Here is a 15,354-nt window from a genome sequence, read left to right on the forward strand (position 1 = left end):
TCCCCCATTCCATTACAGGAGACTAGCCATGAAGAGCCTCTTCACCTCGATACTTCTCGCTCTGGTCGGCATCGCCGCCGCGCCGGCAGTTCAGGCGGCCGAACTCTGGCGCGCTACCGGGCTTGAGCAACCGGAATCGGCGCTGTTCGATGCCGCCGGCAAACGCATCATCATCTCCAATATCGTTGGCAATCCCGGCGACGCCGACGGCAATGGATACCTGTCGGTCCTGTCTGTGGACGGCAAGATGGTTACGCAACATTGGACCGACGGCATGGACGCGCCCAAGGGCATGGCGATTGCCGACGGCAAACTCTACGTCGCCGACCTCACCCATGTGCGCGTCGTCGATCTCGCAAGCGGCAAGCTAACATCGACGATCCACTTGCCGAACGCGGTCTTCCTCAACGACGTGACCGCCGACGCGTCCGGCAAGGTCTACGTCACAGATATGCTTGCCGATACGATCTATCGCATCGACGGCGACCGGCCCGAACTGTTCGTCAGGGATGCGGCGCTTGCTTCGCCGAATGGCATCTTCGCCGATGGCGGCCGGCTGATCGTGGCTTCCTGGGGCAAGGGCATCAAGCCCGATTTCAGCACCGCGGAGCCGGGCGGCCTGCTCTCGGTCGATCTCGCCACCAAGGCAATTGCGTCACTGCCCGGCGCAGAAAAGTTCGCTAACCTCGATGGCGTCGTCGCCATCGGCGGCAGCGTTTACGCCACCGCGTATATGACCGGCACGCTCTACAGCTACAAAGCCGGCGGCACGCCGCAAGCGGTTGCGACGTTCAAGCCGGGCAGCGCCGACATCGGCACCGACGGCAAGTCGACAATCTTCGTGCCGCTGATGAACGACGGCGAGATCGCGGCATTAGGCCTCGACTAAGCCAGCCATCGGCTCAGGCGGCGGGCGCGGCTTTCTTCAGCTGCGCCCGCGCATCCGTGATCGAGGCGGCATAAGTCACCAGCGGCCGCTTGACGCCGTGGTTGATCAGCATGCGGCGTATCTGCGGTGAAGCGCCTAATATAATGAAGCGAACGCCGGCGCGGCTGGCCTTGTGGGCCGCGCCCTCGATGACATTGGCCGCCGTCGAATCGAAGAACGGCACCGCCGAACAATCGAGGATGAAGTTCCTGCGCTGGTCGGCGATGCGGTCCAGCACCGTGCCGACGGTCGAGGCGGCGCCGAAGAAGAAGCCGCCCGATATCCGGTAGACGACAGTATCGGCATCGCTCGCCTCGCTGGAATCATAAGCGCTGGCGCGGTCGGCGACGTCTTCCTGCACCAAGGATTGATGGTCCGCCTCCACCGCGATGCTCTTGGCCATGCGGTCGATGAACAGGATTGAGCCCAGCGCAAAACCGACGACGATGCCTTCAGTCAGGTCGCGGAAGATGACGATCAGGAACGTCGCCATCAGTACCAGCGCATCGCCGCGCGAGGCGCGCAGCAAGGTGGCGAAGGCCTGTTTCTCGAACATGTTCCAGCACACCACCGCCAGCACGCCGGCAAGTGCTGCAAGCGGGATATAGCTGGCCAGCGGTGCCGCCACCAGCATCAGGGCAAGCAGGATGGCCGAGTGCATCATGCCTGAGACCGGTCCATGCGCGCCGGCCCGTACATTGGTCGCGGTGCGGGCAATGGTGCCGGTGGTGCAGATACCGCCGAACAAGGCGGAGGCGATATTGGCGAAGCCCTGCGCCACCAACTCGCAATTGGAGCGATGCCGCCTTCCGGTCATGCCGTCAGCGACGACGGCCGACAGCAGCGATTCGATCGCCCCGAGCAGCGCAAAGGCGATGGCGTCCGGCAGCACGTCGATTATCCTGTCGAGGCTGAGCGGCGGGAAGGCCGGCCATTGCAGGCTGCGCGGGATGCCGCCGAAGCGCGTGCCGATCGTTTCGGCCGGCATGGCGAGCAATGCCACGACGAGTGATGCCAGCCCGATGGCAATCAGCATGGCCGGCCACTTCGGCCGAAACCGCTTCAACAGCGCAATGGTGATGATGGTCAGTGCCGCCACCGCGGTTGCGGCGAGGTTGATTGTTCCGGCCGCCTCGCCGATGGCCATCAGCTTAGGCACCAGCGGCCCCGGTTCCTTGCCGGCGAGCTTCAGCCCGAAGAGTTCGACGATCTGGCCGGAGAAGATGATGACGGCGATGCCGGCGGTGAAGCCGACGGTCACCGGATACGGGATGAACTTGATGTAGGTGCCAAGCCCGAGATAGCCGATGGCAAGCAGGAACAGGCCGGCCATCATCGTCGCCAGCAGCAAGCCGTCGACGCCAACTCGCGCCACCGTCGCAGCCACCAGCACAATGAAGGCGCCGGCCGGGCCGCCGATCTGGAAACGGCTGCCGCCAAGCGCCGAGACCAGGAAGCCGCCAATGATCGAGGTGTAGAGCCCGCGCTCCGGCGTCACGCCTGAAGCAATGGCAATTGCCATCGACAGCGGCAGCGCCACGATGGCGACAGTCAGCCCGGCGATGGCATCCGCCTTGAAGTGCGCGAGCGTATAGCCCTCGCGCAGCACCGTCACCAGCTTCGGCGTGAACAGTTCGGAAAATGTCGGCCGTGCCGGTTGATGCACTGCCCGCCGGGTCTGATCCATCGAGTGCCTTCCCCATGAAACCAAGGAGGCGGCGGGATCGTCGGCAGGACTGTCGGCGGTCGCCGTCGCGACTTGGAGCGGCGTGCGTCCAAATCGACGCACAGGTACGCTCCAACACTTTTGAACCGCGCATTGGACTATCCGAAAATCGATTTCGATTTTCGGCGATGCGGCAGTACCGTCAGCCTTGCGGGTTCTGCGGCGTGACAGGCTTGAGGCGAACGCCCCTGCCGCCACGCTCGCTCGCCTGGTTGTCGCCGATCAGCTCGACCCCGGCCTCTTCAAGGGCCTGGATGACCTTCATCAGCGTATCGACCACGCCCCGGACCACGCCGTCGCTCGCTTCCATGCGCTGAATGGTTGGAAGCGAAACCCCGGCGCGCTCGGCGAGCGTCTTCTGATCGATGCCGGCCAGCGCCCTCGCGGCACGCATCTGCGCGGCAGTGATCATCGGCCATAACCCCCGTCTGAGTCTGCGATATCACGTGTAATACCTTCATTATGATGGTTCAAGCATCATCTTGCATATGTGAAACATGCAGCACTCTTTGCCAGCCGATGCGCTAGCATGCTACAATTTCGGCATCGTTTGGCGGGACATCCATTGCGATCCCGATTTCACAGGCAACGACTCAAAAAGGATGAGCAGGTGAAGATATTCAATGCGTTGGCGACCTCGACAGCCTTGCTGTCGATGGTTTTCCTGCTGGCAGGCTGCGGTCATGGCCTGATCAACAGGCTGATTTGACCGCAAATCGACTGACATGAGTCAGGTGCCGCCGGCCCGCCCGAGCCATCGCTGCAGGAACCGGGCCGCAAGCCAGCACAGCATCGCCCAGGCAAAGCCGGCGCACCAGCCGGCCAATACGTCGGAGGGCCAGTGGACGCCGAGATAGATGCGGCTGATGCCGACCACCACCGTCGTCAGCACCGCCAGACCGAGCACATAGATCTTCGTTGTCCGCCCGGGCAAAAACCGCGCCGCCATGCTGCCCAGCGTCAAATATGTCACCGCCGACAGCATGGCGTGGCCGCTCGGAAACGAAAGTGATGCCACGTCGGCGAGATGCGAGACCAGATCGGGGCGCGGCCGATCTATATCGAACTTGAGCACGCTTGACAGGACCTGGCCGCCCGCTACCGCGATGAACATGAGAAGCGCCGCGCCTGGCCTGCGGATGAGGAGCAGATAGACGATCATTGCTGCCGTGATCAGCATCAACACGCTGGCGCTGCCGAGGCTGGTGATGTCGCGCATCGCTCCTTCCAGCCACGCCGGTCCGATCGGATTGTCGGGTTGGCCGGCCTTGCGGAAGGCAAGCAGGATTTCGGTATCGAAGGCATGCGGCGTAGTGGCCCGCGCCATCTCCATTAGCTCCTCGAACCCCCACAGCCCGCCGGCAATGATCAGCCCGGCCAGCAGAACCGGGAACTCCAGCCAGTTGCGCAGTCTGCTTGCGGTCTTCTTCATCGGCCCGATCGCAGTTACAGCCTTTGCAGATAGGGTCCGAGCGTGATCAGCGCCACAGCTGCGATGGCAAGCACGATGCCGGTCGCCTGCAAGGCATTGACGCGCTCGCCGAAGAAGACCAGCGCCACCACATTCACCGACACCAGCTGGATCACCGCTGACAGGCTGAACGACACCGACATGCCGAATTCACGGATCAGCCTCAGCATGATCAGATTGCCGAGCGAATAGAGCGCCAACGTCAGCACGATCTTGCCAAAGCTCGGCGCCAGTCCCCATTGCTTCGCCGCCGTCGCCGCAAGCAGGAAGATCACTGTCGAAATGCAGAGCTGCCCAAGTCCCCAGAAACTCACTTTTTGCTCCTCCCGATGCGGTCCTTGCGCGCCTGCCGCAGCTCTTGTTTCCGAAGCGCCGGTCGCGGTCAAGCGGGGCTGATGTTGGGCACGAAATCGCAGATGGCAATTAGCCGGCATGTCATCAAACTGTGACCTGCCGGCGATACCGGATTGGCCAGGCAACACGCTCCAGCAATCTATCCAGCCAGAGGCAGGCCCCTATGACCGAACATCGCACCCCTGACGCCCATTTCCGCACCAGCCTGCTCGAGGAAAACGATGGGCCAGGAGCCAATCCCAGCGACAACCGCACCATGGGTGAGATCATCGCCGCGCGGTTCTCGCGCCGCGGCTTCCTCAAGGGCTCGCTTGCCGTCTCGGCCATAGCCGCTACCGTCAGCCCGCTGGCGCTGATCACCGCCGACAACGCCCGCGCCGCCGAAGGCTCCGCCTTCGCTTTCGACGAGCTCGAGGCCGGCATCGACGACAAGCATCACGTTGCACCCGGTTATGACGCCGACGTGCTGCTGCGCTGGGGCGATCCGCTGTTCGCCGATTCGCCGGAATTCGATCCGACAAAACAGTCGGCGGAAGCCCAGGCCAGACAATTCGGCTACAACAATGACTATGTCGGTTATATCCCGATCGACGGCTCGGCCGAGCACGGCCTGCTGGTGGTCAACCACGAATACACCAATCCGCACCTGATGTTTCCGGGCCTCGTCACCATCGTCGATGGCAAAGCCAAGCAGGCGCCTCTCAGCAAGGAACAAGTCGACGTCGAGATGGCCGCGCATGGCGGCACCATTGTCGAGATCCGCAAGGAAGCCGGCAAATGGCAGGTCGTTCGCGACGGCAAGCTCAACCGCCGCATCACCTCCAACACCGAGATCGCGCTGTCCGGCCCCGTCGCCGGCCACGACCGCGTCAAGACCAGCGCCGACCCGACCGGCACGAAAGTTGTCGGCACCGTCAACAATTGTGCCGGCGGCGTCACGCCGTGGGGCACCTATGTCATGGCCGAGGAGAACATCCACGGCTATTTCTCGGGCGAGCTGCCGCAAGGCCACAAGGAAGCGGCCAATTACAAGCGGCTCGGCATTCCCGAAGGTGCTTATGAATGGGCAGCGCATTACGACCGTTTCGACATCGGCAAAGAGCCGAACGAGCCGAACCGCTTTGGCTGGATCGTCGAGGTCGACGTCCAGGATCCGACTTCGGTGCCGAAGAAGCGCACCGCAATGGGCCGCTTCAAGCATGAGGGCGCCGAATCGATCGTCGCCAAGGATGGCCGTGTCGTCTTCTACCTCGGCGACGACGAGCGCTTCGACTATGTCTATAAGTTCGTCACCACAGGCAAGTTCAATCCGGACGACCGCGCCGCCAATATGGATTTGCTCGACGACGGCACCTTGCATGTCGCCAAGTTTGCCGACGACGGTTCGGTCGAATGGCTGCCGATCGTCTTCGGCCAAGGGCCGCTGACGGCGGAGAACGGCTTTGCCAGCCAGGCCGACGTGCTGATCGAGACGCGCCGCGCCGCCGACCTGCTCGGCGCCACCAAGATGGACCGCCCTGAAGACATCCAGCCCAATGCCGCCAACGGCAAGGTCTATGTCATGCTGACCAACAATTCGAAGCGCAAGGCCGATCAGGTCGACGCCGCCAACCCGCGTGCCGAAAATGCCTTTGGCCACATCATCGAGATCGTCGAGGACGGTGGCGATTTTGCCGCCACCAAGGGCAAGTGGGAGGTGCTCTTGAAATGCGGTGATCCCTCGGTTGCGGCAGTCGGCGCCACCTTCTCGACCGCAACCACGGCCAATGGCTGGTTCGGCATGCCGGACAATTGCGCGGTTGATTCGACCGGCCGCCTCTGGGTCGCCACCGACGGTCAGGGTCCGAAGGCCACTGGCCGCACCGACGGTCTGTGGGCGGTCGATACGGAAGGGCCGGCGCGGGCGACCTCAAAACTGTTCTTCCGCGTGCCGATCGGCGCCGAAATGTGTGGTCCCCTGTTTGCGCCGGACGACCAGACCGCTTTCGTTGCCGTCCAGCATCCAGGCGACGGTGGCGAGGACTGGGAGGCTTTCGGCCGTCCGTCCTACTATGAGGATTTGTCGACCCGCTGGCCCGACTTCAAGCCGGACATGCCGGTGCGGCCGGCGGTCGTTGCCATCACCAGGCAAGGTGGTGGCAAGATCGCGGTCTGACACGCAGCAAGGTCTTGCAGTCTCAAGGAAGGATTTCGGCGATACGAAATCCTTCCTTTCCCGATGCGGGATGCATCCATGCTACGCATTATGCGCCGACGAATCATTCGGTGCGCTGAACCACGGCCACATTCATTGTGCTTCGCAACCTGAAGCCAATGGACTCGTAAAGTCTAATGGCCGTGGCGTTGCTGGCATAAGCGTGGAGATAGGGAATTTCGTCGCGCGCCACTATCCGGTTTGCCACGAATATGGACAACAGCTTGCCCAGGCCACCGCCGCGAAATTTCGGATGTGAGCACACTCCGCTGAGTTCGGTATAGCCAGGTTGCTTCATGCGCTCGCCGGCCATTGCTGCAAGTCTGCCCTCGATTTTCACACCCCAAAAATCGCCCAGGCTCAAGGCTTCGAGCGTGAATGGGCCAGGCTTGGTGACCAACGCCAGAGCCAGCATCTCAGCGGCGTCGTCTCGCGTCAGACGTTGCACGCGCCCGTCGGACACGATCTGCAATGGCTGCTCGGCAATCATCTGAACCCCGGCCGCGGTCGAAGTCGCGGAAAGCCCCGTGGGCAGAGCAATGGCGTCCGCTTGAAGCAGGATCACACTCTCGCCCGGGGAGACAAGCTTTTCGAGCGCCCGCAGGCTTTCCGCGTCGTCCGCGCCAGTGGCGGCGAAAGGAACAATCGACGGCCGATGTCGCCTGGCGAGGTTGCCACCTTGCGCGAAGGCCTGATGTCGCGTCTGAAGCGCGCTCCAGATCGGGCGGTCAAGCAGGTGTTTCATTGCACGGCATCTCTCGGTTTTGGTGCACGACGGTCGAGAGGAGCCGCGGCGAGGCCGTCCTCGATGGCGGCCAACTGATCGAGAAGCGGCCCCGAAAGATCCGCGCACAGATCCGCGACGGCGTTCTCGATGCGCGGCCAGACCTCGCGCTTTGCGACATCGACCAGCCGCCGGCCGTCCCTGGTGAGGGAGACGATCCTGCGCCGCTGGTCATCGATCGACGGACTGACCTCGAGCAATCCCAACTCGGCGAGAAGCGAGACGCTTCGCGTTACGCCTGGCTGCGCGATGCCAAGGGATTGCGCCAGTTCCCCGACAGGCAGGGGGCCTAGCCTGTCGAGCGCGGCCAGCAGTGGGTACTGGCTCGCCTGAACCGGAACATCCAGCCGGTCGAGAAGGCGCTGCGCCTCCGCTTGCAGTTGCTCGCCTATACGCTTCATCCTGCTGCCCAGGCACAGGAAGCCAAGCGATCGTATGACGTCTTCCATAGGCCAATCCGCCTCGCGATAAATCATAACATGATATATAACAAAACATGAAGGTCAAGGGGCTATCGTTGCAGGGGCTGCACTCAGTGCTGTTTCCGTTGATCGATAAGGCTGCTTTGCTTGGCAAGGCCAATCGATCAGTTGCGCAGCCGGTAGCCGGTTCTGAAGATCCAGGCGACGATCGCTATGCAGACAAGCAGGAAGACCACCGTCATGCCGAGGCTGACGCCGACCGAAACGTCGGATTTGCCGTAGAAGCTCCAGCGGAAGCCGCTAACCAGGTAGACCACCGGGTTGAACAGCGTCACCGTGCGCCAGATGCCGGGCAGCATGTTGATCGAATAGAAGCTGCCGCCGAGGAAGGTCAGCGGTGTGATGATCAGCAGCGGCACCAGCTGCAGTTGCTCGAAGCTTCTTGCCCAGATGCCGATGATGAAGCCGAACAGGCTGAAGGTCACGGCCGTCAGCACCAGGAAAGCGAGCATCCAGAACGGATGCTCGATCGTCAGCGGCACGAACAGCGAGGCCGTCGCCAAAATGATCAGGCCAAGCACGATCGACTTTGTCGCCGCACCTCCGACATAGGCGATGACGATCTCCAGATAGGACACCGGCGCCGACAGCAATTCGTAGATCGAGCCGACGAATTTCGGAAAGTAGATGGCGAAGGAGGCGTTGGAGATCGACTGCGTCAGCAGCGACAGCATGATCAGCCCCGGCACGATGAAGGCGCCGTAGCTGATGCCGTCGATCTCGGTGATGCGCGAGCCGATGGCCGAGCCGAAGACGACGAAATAGAGCGACGTCGAAATGACCGGCGAAACGATGCTCTGCAGCACAGTGCGAAGGGCGCGCGCCATCTCCACCCGATAAATCGCCCATACCGCATGAAGGTTCATGGCCGCGCGCGGGTTCATGCCTGTTTCCTCACCAGATTGACGAAGATCTCCTCGAGCGAGCTGTTTTCCGTATCGATGTCGCGGAACTGGATGCCGGCCGCCTCGAGCTCGCGGATCAGCGAGGCGACGCCCGGCCGTTCGCTCTGGTTGTCATAGGTATAGGTCAGCTGCCCGCCATCGGGCGAAAGCTCCAGCGCGTAGTGCGAAAAAACATCGGGAACGGTGGCCAACGGGCTGCGCAGTTCCAGCACAAGCCGTTTGCGGCCAAGCTTGCGCATCAGCTCGGCCTTGTCCTCGACCAGCACGATCTCGCCGCGGTTGATGACGCCGACGCGATCGGCCATCGCCTCGGCTTCTTCGATGTAGTGCGTGGTCAGGATGATGGTGACGCCGTCTTCGCGCAGCCGGCGCACCATCGCCCACATGTCCTGGCGCAGCTCGACATCGACGCCGGCGGTCGGTTCGTCGAGGAACAGGATTCGCGGCTCGTGCGACAACGCCTTGGCGATCATCAGCCGGCGTTTCATGCCGCCGGACAGCGTGATCGCCTTGGCGTCCTTCTTGTCCCAGAGCGACAGGTCGCGCAGCACTTTTTCGACGAACGCCTTGTCCGCCGGCTTGCCGAACAGGCCGCGGCTGTAATTGACCGTCGCCCACACGCTCTCGAAGGCATCGATGGTCAGTTCCTGCGGCACCAGCCCGATCAGGCCGCGCGCAGCGCGGTAGTCGCGGTTGATGTCATGGCCGTCGACCGTGACGGTGCCCGACGAGCGGTTGACGATGCCGCAGACGATCGAGATCAGCGTCGTCTTGCCGGCGCCGTTCGGCCCCAGCAGCGCAAATATCTCGCCGCGCACGATATCGAGATTGATCTCCTTCAACGCCTTGAAGCCGGTGGCGTAGGTCTTCGTGACCCCGGAAATCGAGATGATCGGCTGCATGGCTGAAAACGGCTGCTTGAAACAGAGTTGTTGATTTAATCCGCTGAATGTCGGTGCGCAAATCCGGATGTCAATGGCGCTCCTGACAGTTCTGGACATCGAGGTTCGCCGGAATAGGCAACACCCGCCTGGTCGTCCAGCAAAATTCCACGCAAAAGCAGATTAACCGGCACTGCGGCGTTCCGCCTCGCGGCGGGACGCCGCTTTGACCGCCCGGCGCATGAAGCCTATCCTTGTACAAACAAGCAGCAGCTGGAGCCGCCATGGACCCGCTCATCCTGTCGCGCATACAGTTCGGCGCGAACATCTCGTTCCACATCCTGTTCCCGGCGATCACCATCGCGCTCGGCTGGGTGCTGCTGTTCTTCAAGCTCCGCTACAACGCGACAGGCGACTCCGCCTGGATGCGCGCTTATTTCACCTGGGTTAAGGTATTCGCGCTGTCCTTCGCCATGGGCGTGGTTTCCGGCGTCACCATGAGTTTTCAGTTCGGCACCAACTGGCCGGGCTATATGGAGACGGTCGGCAACATCGCCGGCCCGCTGCTGGCTTACGAGATCCTGACGGCCTTTTTCCTCGAGGCGGCGTTCCTCGGCATCATGCTGTTCGGCTTCCGCCGCGTCTCAAACCGCGTCCACACGCTGGCGACGGTGCTGGTAGCCGGCGGCACCACTCTGTCCGCCTTCTGGATCATCGCCCTCAATTCGTGGATGCAGACGCCGGCCGGCTTCGAAATTCGCGATGGTGTTGCGCACGCCACCGACTGGTGGGCCGTTGTCTTCAATCCGTCCATGCCCTACCGGCTCGTTCATATGCTGCTTGCTTCGGGGCTGACCGTCTCGTTCCTGATCGCTGGCCTGTCGGCGCTGCGCTATCTCTACGGCGATCGCTCGGAATCGATGTGGAAGGCGCTGCGCACCGGTGTCTTCGCCGCCGCGATCCTGATCCCGATCCAGATCTTTGCCGGCGACCAGCACGGCCTCAACACGCTTGAACATCAGCCGCAGAAGATCGCCGCCATGGAGGCCAACTGGAACACCGGTCCCAACGTGCCGCTGGTGCTGTTTGCGCTTCCCGACGAAGCGGCCAAGGAGAACAGGTTCGAGCTCACCATTCCCGACGGCGCCAGCCTCATCCTCAGGCACAGCGCCGGCGGCATCGTACCGGGGCTGAACGATTATGCCGGCAACCATCCTCCGGTGTTTCCGGTGTTCTGGGGCTTTCGCATCATGGTCGGCACCGGCCTGTTGATGCTCGTCGTCTCCTGGTCGGCGGCCTTCTTCCTCAAGCGTCGCCACAGCCTGCCTAAGCCGCTGGCGCTGGTCATGGTGCCGATGGCACTGTCCGGCTGGCTGGCGACGCTGGCCGGCTGGTACACCACCGAGATCGGCCGCCAGCCCTGGCTGGTCACCGGCGTGCTGCGTACCGCCGATGCTGTCGGCCCGGTCGCCGGCAGCCATGTCGCGCTGTCGCTCGCGGTCTATCTCATCCTCTACGTGCTGCTGCTGATCGCCTATCTCGGCGTGTTGGTGCATCTGGCATTGAAGGCGGCGAAGGATGGTGACACCTCGCCGCTGCCGGGCGTCATGAACAGGCCGCTGTCGCAGCCGGTTGCGCAACCGGGAGAAACATCATGAGCTTCGACTGGCCGACCCTGTTGCCTCTGATCTTCGCCGGCCTGATGGGCCTAGCCATCCTGATCTACGTCATCCTCGACGGCTTCGATCTCGGCATCGGCATCCTGTTCGCCGCAGCCGAAGACACCGAACAGGATACGATGATCGCCGCCATCGGCCCGTTCTGGGACGCCAACGAGACCTGGCTGGTGCTGGCGGTCGGCCTGCTGCTGGTCGCCTTCCCATTGGCGCACGGCACCATCCTGACCGCGCTCTACATTCCGGTTTTCGTGCTGCTGGTCGGCTTGATCCTGCGCGGCGTCGCCTTCGATTTCCGCGCCAAAGTGCCGGCCGGCAGGAAGCACCGCTGGAACCGCATCTTCTTCCTCGGTTCGGTCATCGCGTCGCTGGCGCAGGGCTATATGCTCGGCGTCTATGTGCTCGGCCTCGACGTCGGCCCTGGCGGCATGGCTTTCGGGGCGCTGGTGGCGCTCTGCCTTGCCGCCGCCTACGCGGCGATGGGCGCGGCCTGGGTCATCTACAAGACGGAAGGCGACTTGCAGAAGAAAGCGGTGCTGTGGCTGCGCACGGCACTGGTGCTGACCGCGCTCGGCATGGTTGCAGTATCACTGGCCACGCCCTTTGCCAGCGCGCGCATCTTCGACAAATGGTTCGTCTGGCCGGCCATGCTCTATTTGTCGCCGTTGCCGATCCTGTCGGCAGTGCTGTTCCTGTGGCTGTGGCGCCAGACCTTTCATCTGCCGAAGCCCGACGATCGCCACGCGCTGCTCCCGTTCCTGACATTGGCCGCGATCTTCACGCTTGGCTTTGCCGGGCTCGCCTGGTCGTTCTACCCCTTCGTCGTGCCCGATCGGCTGACCATCTGGCAGGCTGCTTCGGCACCCGAAAGCCTGGCCGTCATCCTGGTCGGGACAGTCGTCGTGCTGCCGATCATCATCTTCTATTCGTTCTTTGCCTACCGCGTGTTCGGCGGCAAGGCGACGGATCTGACCTATGACTGACCGGCTTCGCCGGCGCCGGCCGAAACAGAATATTCATCTTCAAGCGGAATAACCTTCTCTGGCCGGCCCAGCAGAATCGCCGGCAGAAGAAGGGCAACAGAATGACCCCCTTTTTTGCGGCGAGACAGGATCGGCTGTTGCTGATGCTGATCCGGACGGTCGCGCTGGTCGGCGCACTCGCGCTTGCAGGCCTGCTGCCGGCCATGCCGCAGGCGCATGCGCAGGACGCGGCCAGCTGGACCGGCGTGTGGGACACGAAATGGCGCGGCGGCGGCGCCCAGATCAAGTTCGAGCAGACCGGCGCCGACGTAAAGGGCGTCTACCCCCTTTACAGCGGCCGTATCGAGGCGAAGGCCGAAGGCGACAAGCTTGTCGGCCACTGGTTCGAAGGCGACCGCCAGGGCGCCTTCACCTTCGTCCAGTCGCCTGACGGCGAAAGCTTCATGGGCCGTTTCGATGTCGCCACCGCCGAATGGTGGACAGGCGTGCGCGTCAGCGCCGTCGAGGACGTCCGTGTCGACCAGTCGAGCCCGATGAGCACCATGCGCTCGTTCCTGCAGACGATGAACGAGAGCGGCGCCGACAACGTGCCGCGCGCGACCGGCGGCGGCATGGGTCTTGCCGGTCTGGCAGCGGGCCTCGTCGACGTCACCGAGGCCGACCGCGGCGGCCTCAACATGCCCGATTACACCAAGCTCCTGTTCACCGTCATCGACAACGCGACGTTCCGCCTGTGGAGCCTGCCGCATGATACGATTGCCGGCGACGAGGTGACGGCGACGCTCCCGCAATATGGCACCAGGGTTTCCTTCGATCTCACCTTTCGCCGCAAGAATGGCGAGTGGTCTATCGTCGGGCCGCCACTTGGCCAGCTTCAGGCCAAGCTCGCCGAATTCCAGGAAGCGCGTGGCGAAGCCGTCGACATGGTCGACGATCCGAGCAGGCTCGCCTCGCCACGCGATACGTTCAAGGTACTGTTGAGCGGCCTCACCGAGGCCGGCGATCCGGCACAGGCGGCGCTCGACCTGCGCAACTACAGTCAGGCGGTGCGCGGCGACGAGGCGTTCCTGCTCGAGCGCTATCTCAAAAAGGTCATCGACCGCATCGGCTATGTCTACTGGCAGGAGATCCCCGACGACCCGAAGAGCAACACCCCCTTCATCTATTTCGAGCATCCCGCCGGCAACATCGTCATCGGCCCGGTCGAGACCGAGAAGGGCAAGATCTGGCAGTTCACGCCCGAGACGCTCGCCCACATCCGCGCGCTCTACGCCGACGTGGAAGACGTGCCGGTGGCGCCGGAGTTCGCTGCCTTCGCCAGCACCGACCCGTTCTTCATCGCCCGTGGCCTCGCCCGCGAGATCAGCCCCGGCCTGCTCACCCGCGCCGGACCGATGGAGCACTGGCAGTGGTGGATGCTCGGCCTTGCCGCAGTGGCCGGCATCGTTTTCGGCTTCATCGCCAATGCGCTGATTTCCTTGATTGTGCGAAGGACGGACAGCTCGGCCTTCTTCCGCATCGTCGAATGGGCGGTGCGTTCGATCGTGCTTGGGTTCTTCCTGCTGTTGACGCTGCGCCCGCTCGGTCTGCCGCAAGTGGTCGCCGCCCCGGTCAAGGCAATCGCCTGGAGCCTGATCGTGATCGGTGCCGTGCCGGTGGTCTGGCACCTGATCGGCAAGGTCGCCGAACACTATCGTGGACTGTGGCAAGTGCCCGGCTACCACGACACGCTGATTTCGCTGTCCACCGGCGTCGCGCGCGTCGCCGTGCTGGTCGTCGCCTTCCTGCTGTTGGCCGAAGTGCTCGCCATTCCCTACGAAGGCGTCATTGCTGGTCTCGGCATCGGCGGTCTGGCGGTGGCGCTGGCGGCGCAGCCGACGCTGCAGAACTTCCTCTCCGGCCTGACGCTCTATGCCGATCGGCCGGTCAGCGTCGGCGACTTCTGCAAGTTCGGCGACCAGTCCGGCACGATCGAGCATATCGGCATGCGCTCGACACGCATCCGGTCGCTCGACCGCACGATAATCTCGGTGCCGAATTCGGATTTCGCCGGCATGCAGATCGAGAACTACGCGCATCGCGACCGCACCCGGTTCGCGACGACGCTGCAGCTGCGCTACGAGACGACGCCCGATCAGCTGCGTTACGTCCTGGCCGAGCTGCGCAAGCTGCTGATCGCCCATCCGCGCGTCATCGACGAGCCATGCCGCGTGCGCTTTGCCGGCTTCGGCGCCTATTCGCTCGACATCGACGTGTTCACCTACGTCAAAACCGCCGACGTGGCCGAGTTCCAAGCCATCCGCGAGGACATCCTGTTGTCCATGATCAACATCATGGATGATGCCGGCGCGCAGTTCGCCTTCCCTTCGTCACTGGAATACAGAGCCACCGACCTTGCGATCGACGACGAAAAACGCATCGCCGCGGAGAAAAGGGTCAGCGATTGGCGCGAGACGGAAAACCTGCCTTTCCCCGAGTTCAGCCAGATCGACAAATTCGCGTTCAACAACACACTTGCCTACCCGCCTGAGGGCTCGGCGCATTATCGTGAGACAGAGCCCGACCCGGACTCGGCCGAGGCAAAGGCGACGCTGGAGAAAGTGCGCTGGAGCCTGCCCTGGAAAAAGGGGAGGTAGTTTCGAGACGTTGGCGGGACAGCACCCCCCTCTGGCCTGCCGGCCATCTCCCCCGCAAGGGGGGAGATTAGCAGTTTCAGCGCTCCGCTCGTCCTGAACGTTGGAGATTTGGCGAAGGTCGAGGTGATAGCCGATCTCCCCCTTGCGGGCAGGGGAATCGCATATGGCGATTTTGGGGTTGAGTTTAGGCTGAGAAAGGATTCTTTGGAGAGGCAGTTGAGCGAAGGAGCGACTGCCATTTCCTGCCTCGAGAGCTACTTTGGCGCGGTGCCTGATCCACGCGCGCCCAACGCCACGCACCGGCTTGGCGACCTGATCGTGATGATGATCGCAG

13 protein-coding genes are annotated in these 15,354 nt (G+C 63.0%); 5 read left to right on the top strand and 8 right to left on the bottom strand.

Annotation, left to right across the window (positions count from 1 at the left end):
* Window positions 1–28 precede the first annotated feature (28 nt).
* On the top strand, window positions 29–889 hold the full coding sequence (locus NKI01_RS21720; RefSeq protein ID WP_352964561.1) for an NHL repeat-containing protein: 861 nt from the start codon (window positions 29–31) through the stop codon (window positions 887–889).
* 13 nt (window positions 890–902) lie between these two features.
* Here the strand turns inward: NKI01_RS21720 and NKI01_RS21725 are convergent, their stop codons facing one another.
* From NKI01_RS21725 to NKI01_RS21740, 4 genes are all read right to left on the bottom strand, one after another.
* Window positions 903–2,615 carry a SulP family inorganic anion transporter gene (locus NKI01_RS21725; protein ID WP_352964563.1) on the bottom strand — a complete coding sequence of 571 codons (1,713 nt, stop codon included), beginning with the start codon at window positions 2,613–2,615 and terminating at the stop codon, window positions 903–905.
* Between the two features lie 181 nt (window positions 2,616–2,796).
* The gene (locus NKI01_RS21730) at window positions 2,797–3,066 is read right to left on the bottom strand and encodes a helix-turn-helix domain-containing protein (RefSeq protein ID WP_023718875.1); all 270 of its coding nucleotides are present in this window, start codon (window positions 3,064–3,066) and stop codon (window positions 2,797–2,799) included.
* 318 nt (window positions 3,067–3,384) lie between these two features.
* On the bottom strand, window positions 3,385–4,086 hold the full coding sequence (locus NKI01_RS21735) for a phosphatase PAP2 family protein (protein WP_352481383.1): 702 nt from the start codon (window positions 4,084–4,086) through the stop codon (window positions 3,385–3,387).
* Between the two features lie 14 nt (window positions 4,087–4,100).
* The gene (locus tag NKI01_RS21740) at window positions 4,101–4,439 is read right to left on the bottom strand and encodes a hypothetical protein (RefSeq protein ID WP_023718878.1); all 339 of its coding nucleotides are present in this window, start codon (window positions 4,437–4,439) and stop codon (window positions 4,101–4,103) included.
* A gap of 203 nt (window positions 4,440–4,642) precedes the next feature.
* On the opposite strand from NKI01_RS21740, the gene NKI01_RS21745 reads away from it, so the two are divergent.
* Window positions 4,643–6,634, top strand: a complete 1,992-nt coding sequence (locus tag NKI01_RS21745; protein WP_352481384.1) for a PhoX family protein — start codon at window positions 4,643–4,645, stop codon at window positions 6,632–6,634.
* 103 nt (window positions 6,635–6,737) lie between these two features.
* On the opposite strand, the gene NKI01_RS21750 is transcribed toward NKI01_RS21745, so the two are convergent.
* From NKI01_RS21750 to NKI01_RS21765, 4 genes are all read right to left on the bottom strand, one after another.
* On the bottom strand, window positions 6,738–7,418 hold the full coding sequence (locus NKI01_RS21750; protein ID WP_352640364.1) for a GNAT family N-acetyltransferase: 681 nt from the start codon (window positions 7,416–7,418) through the stop codon (window positions 6,738–6,740).
* A complete protein-coding gene (locus NKI01_RS21755; RefSeq protein WP_023718881.1) occupies window positions 7,415–7,906 on the bottom strand; it encodes a MarR family winged helix-turn-helix transcriptional regulator in 492 nt (163 codons plus the stop codon). The genes NKI01_RS21750 and NKI01_RS21755 overlap by 4 nt, the downstream gene beginning before the upstream one ends.
* Before the next feature lie 137 nt (window positions 7,907–8,043).
* The gene (locus tag NKI01_RS21760; RefSeq protein WP_023718882.1) at window positions 8,044–8,805 is read right to left on the bottom strand and encodes an ABC transporter permease; all 762 of its coding nucleotides are present in this window, start codon (window positions 8,803–8,805) and stop codon (window positions 8,044–8,046) included.
* A gap of 14 nt (window positions 8,806–8,819) precedes the next feature.
* Window positions 8,820–9,746: an ABC transporter ATP-binding protein gene (locus NKI01_RS21765; RefSeq protein WP_352640363.1), complete on the bottom strand. Its 927-nt coding sequence runs from the start codon at window positions 9,744–9,746 to the stop codon at window positions 8,820–8,822.
* A gap of 263 nt (window positions 9,747–10,009) precedes the next feature.
* On the opposite strand from NKI01_RS21765, the gene NKI01_RS21770 reads away from it, so the two are divergent.
* The 3 genes from NKI01_RS21770 to NKI01_RS30865 all read left to right on the top strand — a co-directional run bounded on the left by NKI01_RS21770 (window position 10,010) and on the right by NKI01_RS30865 (window position 15,020).
* Window positions 10,010–11,383, top strand: coding sequence for a cytochrome ubiquinol oxidase subunit I (locus NKI01_RS21770; protein WP_023718884.1), 1,374 nt, complete (start codon window positions 10,010–10,012; stop codon window positions 11,381–11,383).
* On the top strand, window positions 11,380–12,384 hold the full coding sequence (locus tag NKI01_RS21775; RefSeq protein WP_352481386.1) for a cytochrome d ubiquinol oxidase subunit II: 1,005 nt from the start codon (window positions 11,380–11,382) through the stop codon (window positions 12,382–12,384). Before NKI01_RS21770 ends, NKI01_RS21775 begins: the two co-directional genes overlap by 4 nt.
* 101 nt (window positions 12,385–12,485) lie before the next feature.
* Complete coding sequence (locus NKI01_RS30865; RefSeq protein WP_502899453.1) at window positions 12,486–15,020, top strand: mechanosensitive ion channel family protein; 2,535 nt, start codon at window positions 12,486–12,488, stop codon at window positions 15,018–15,020.
* Window positions 15,021–15,354 lie beyond the last annotated feature (334 nt).

The sequence above is a fragment of the Mesorhizobium sp. M0815 genome, from assembly GCF_040319995.1.
Classification (GTDB): Bacteria; Pseudomonadota; Alphaproteobacteria; order Rhizobiales; family Rhizobiaceae; genus Mesorhizobium.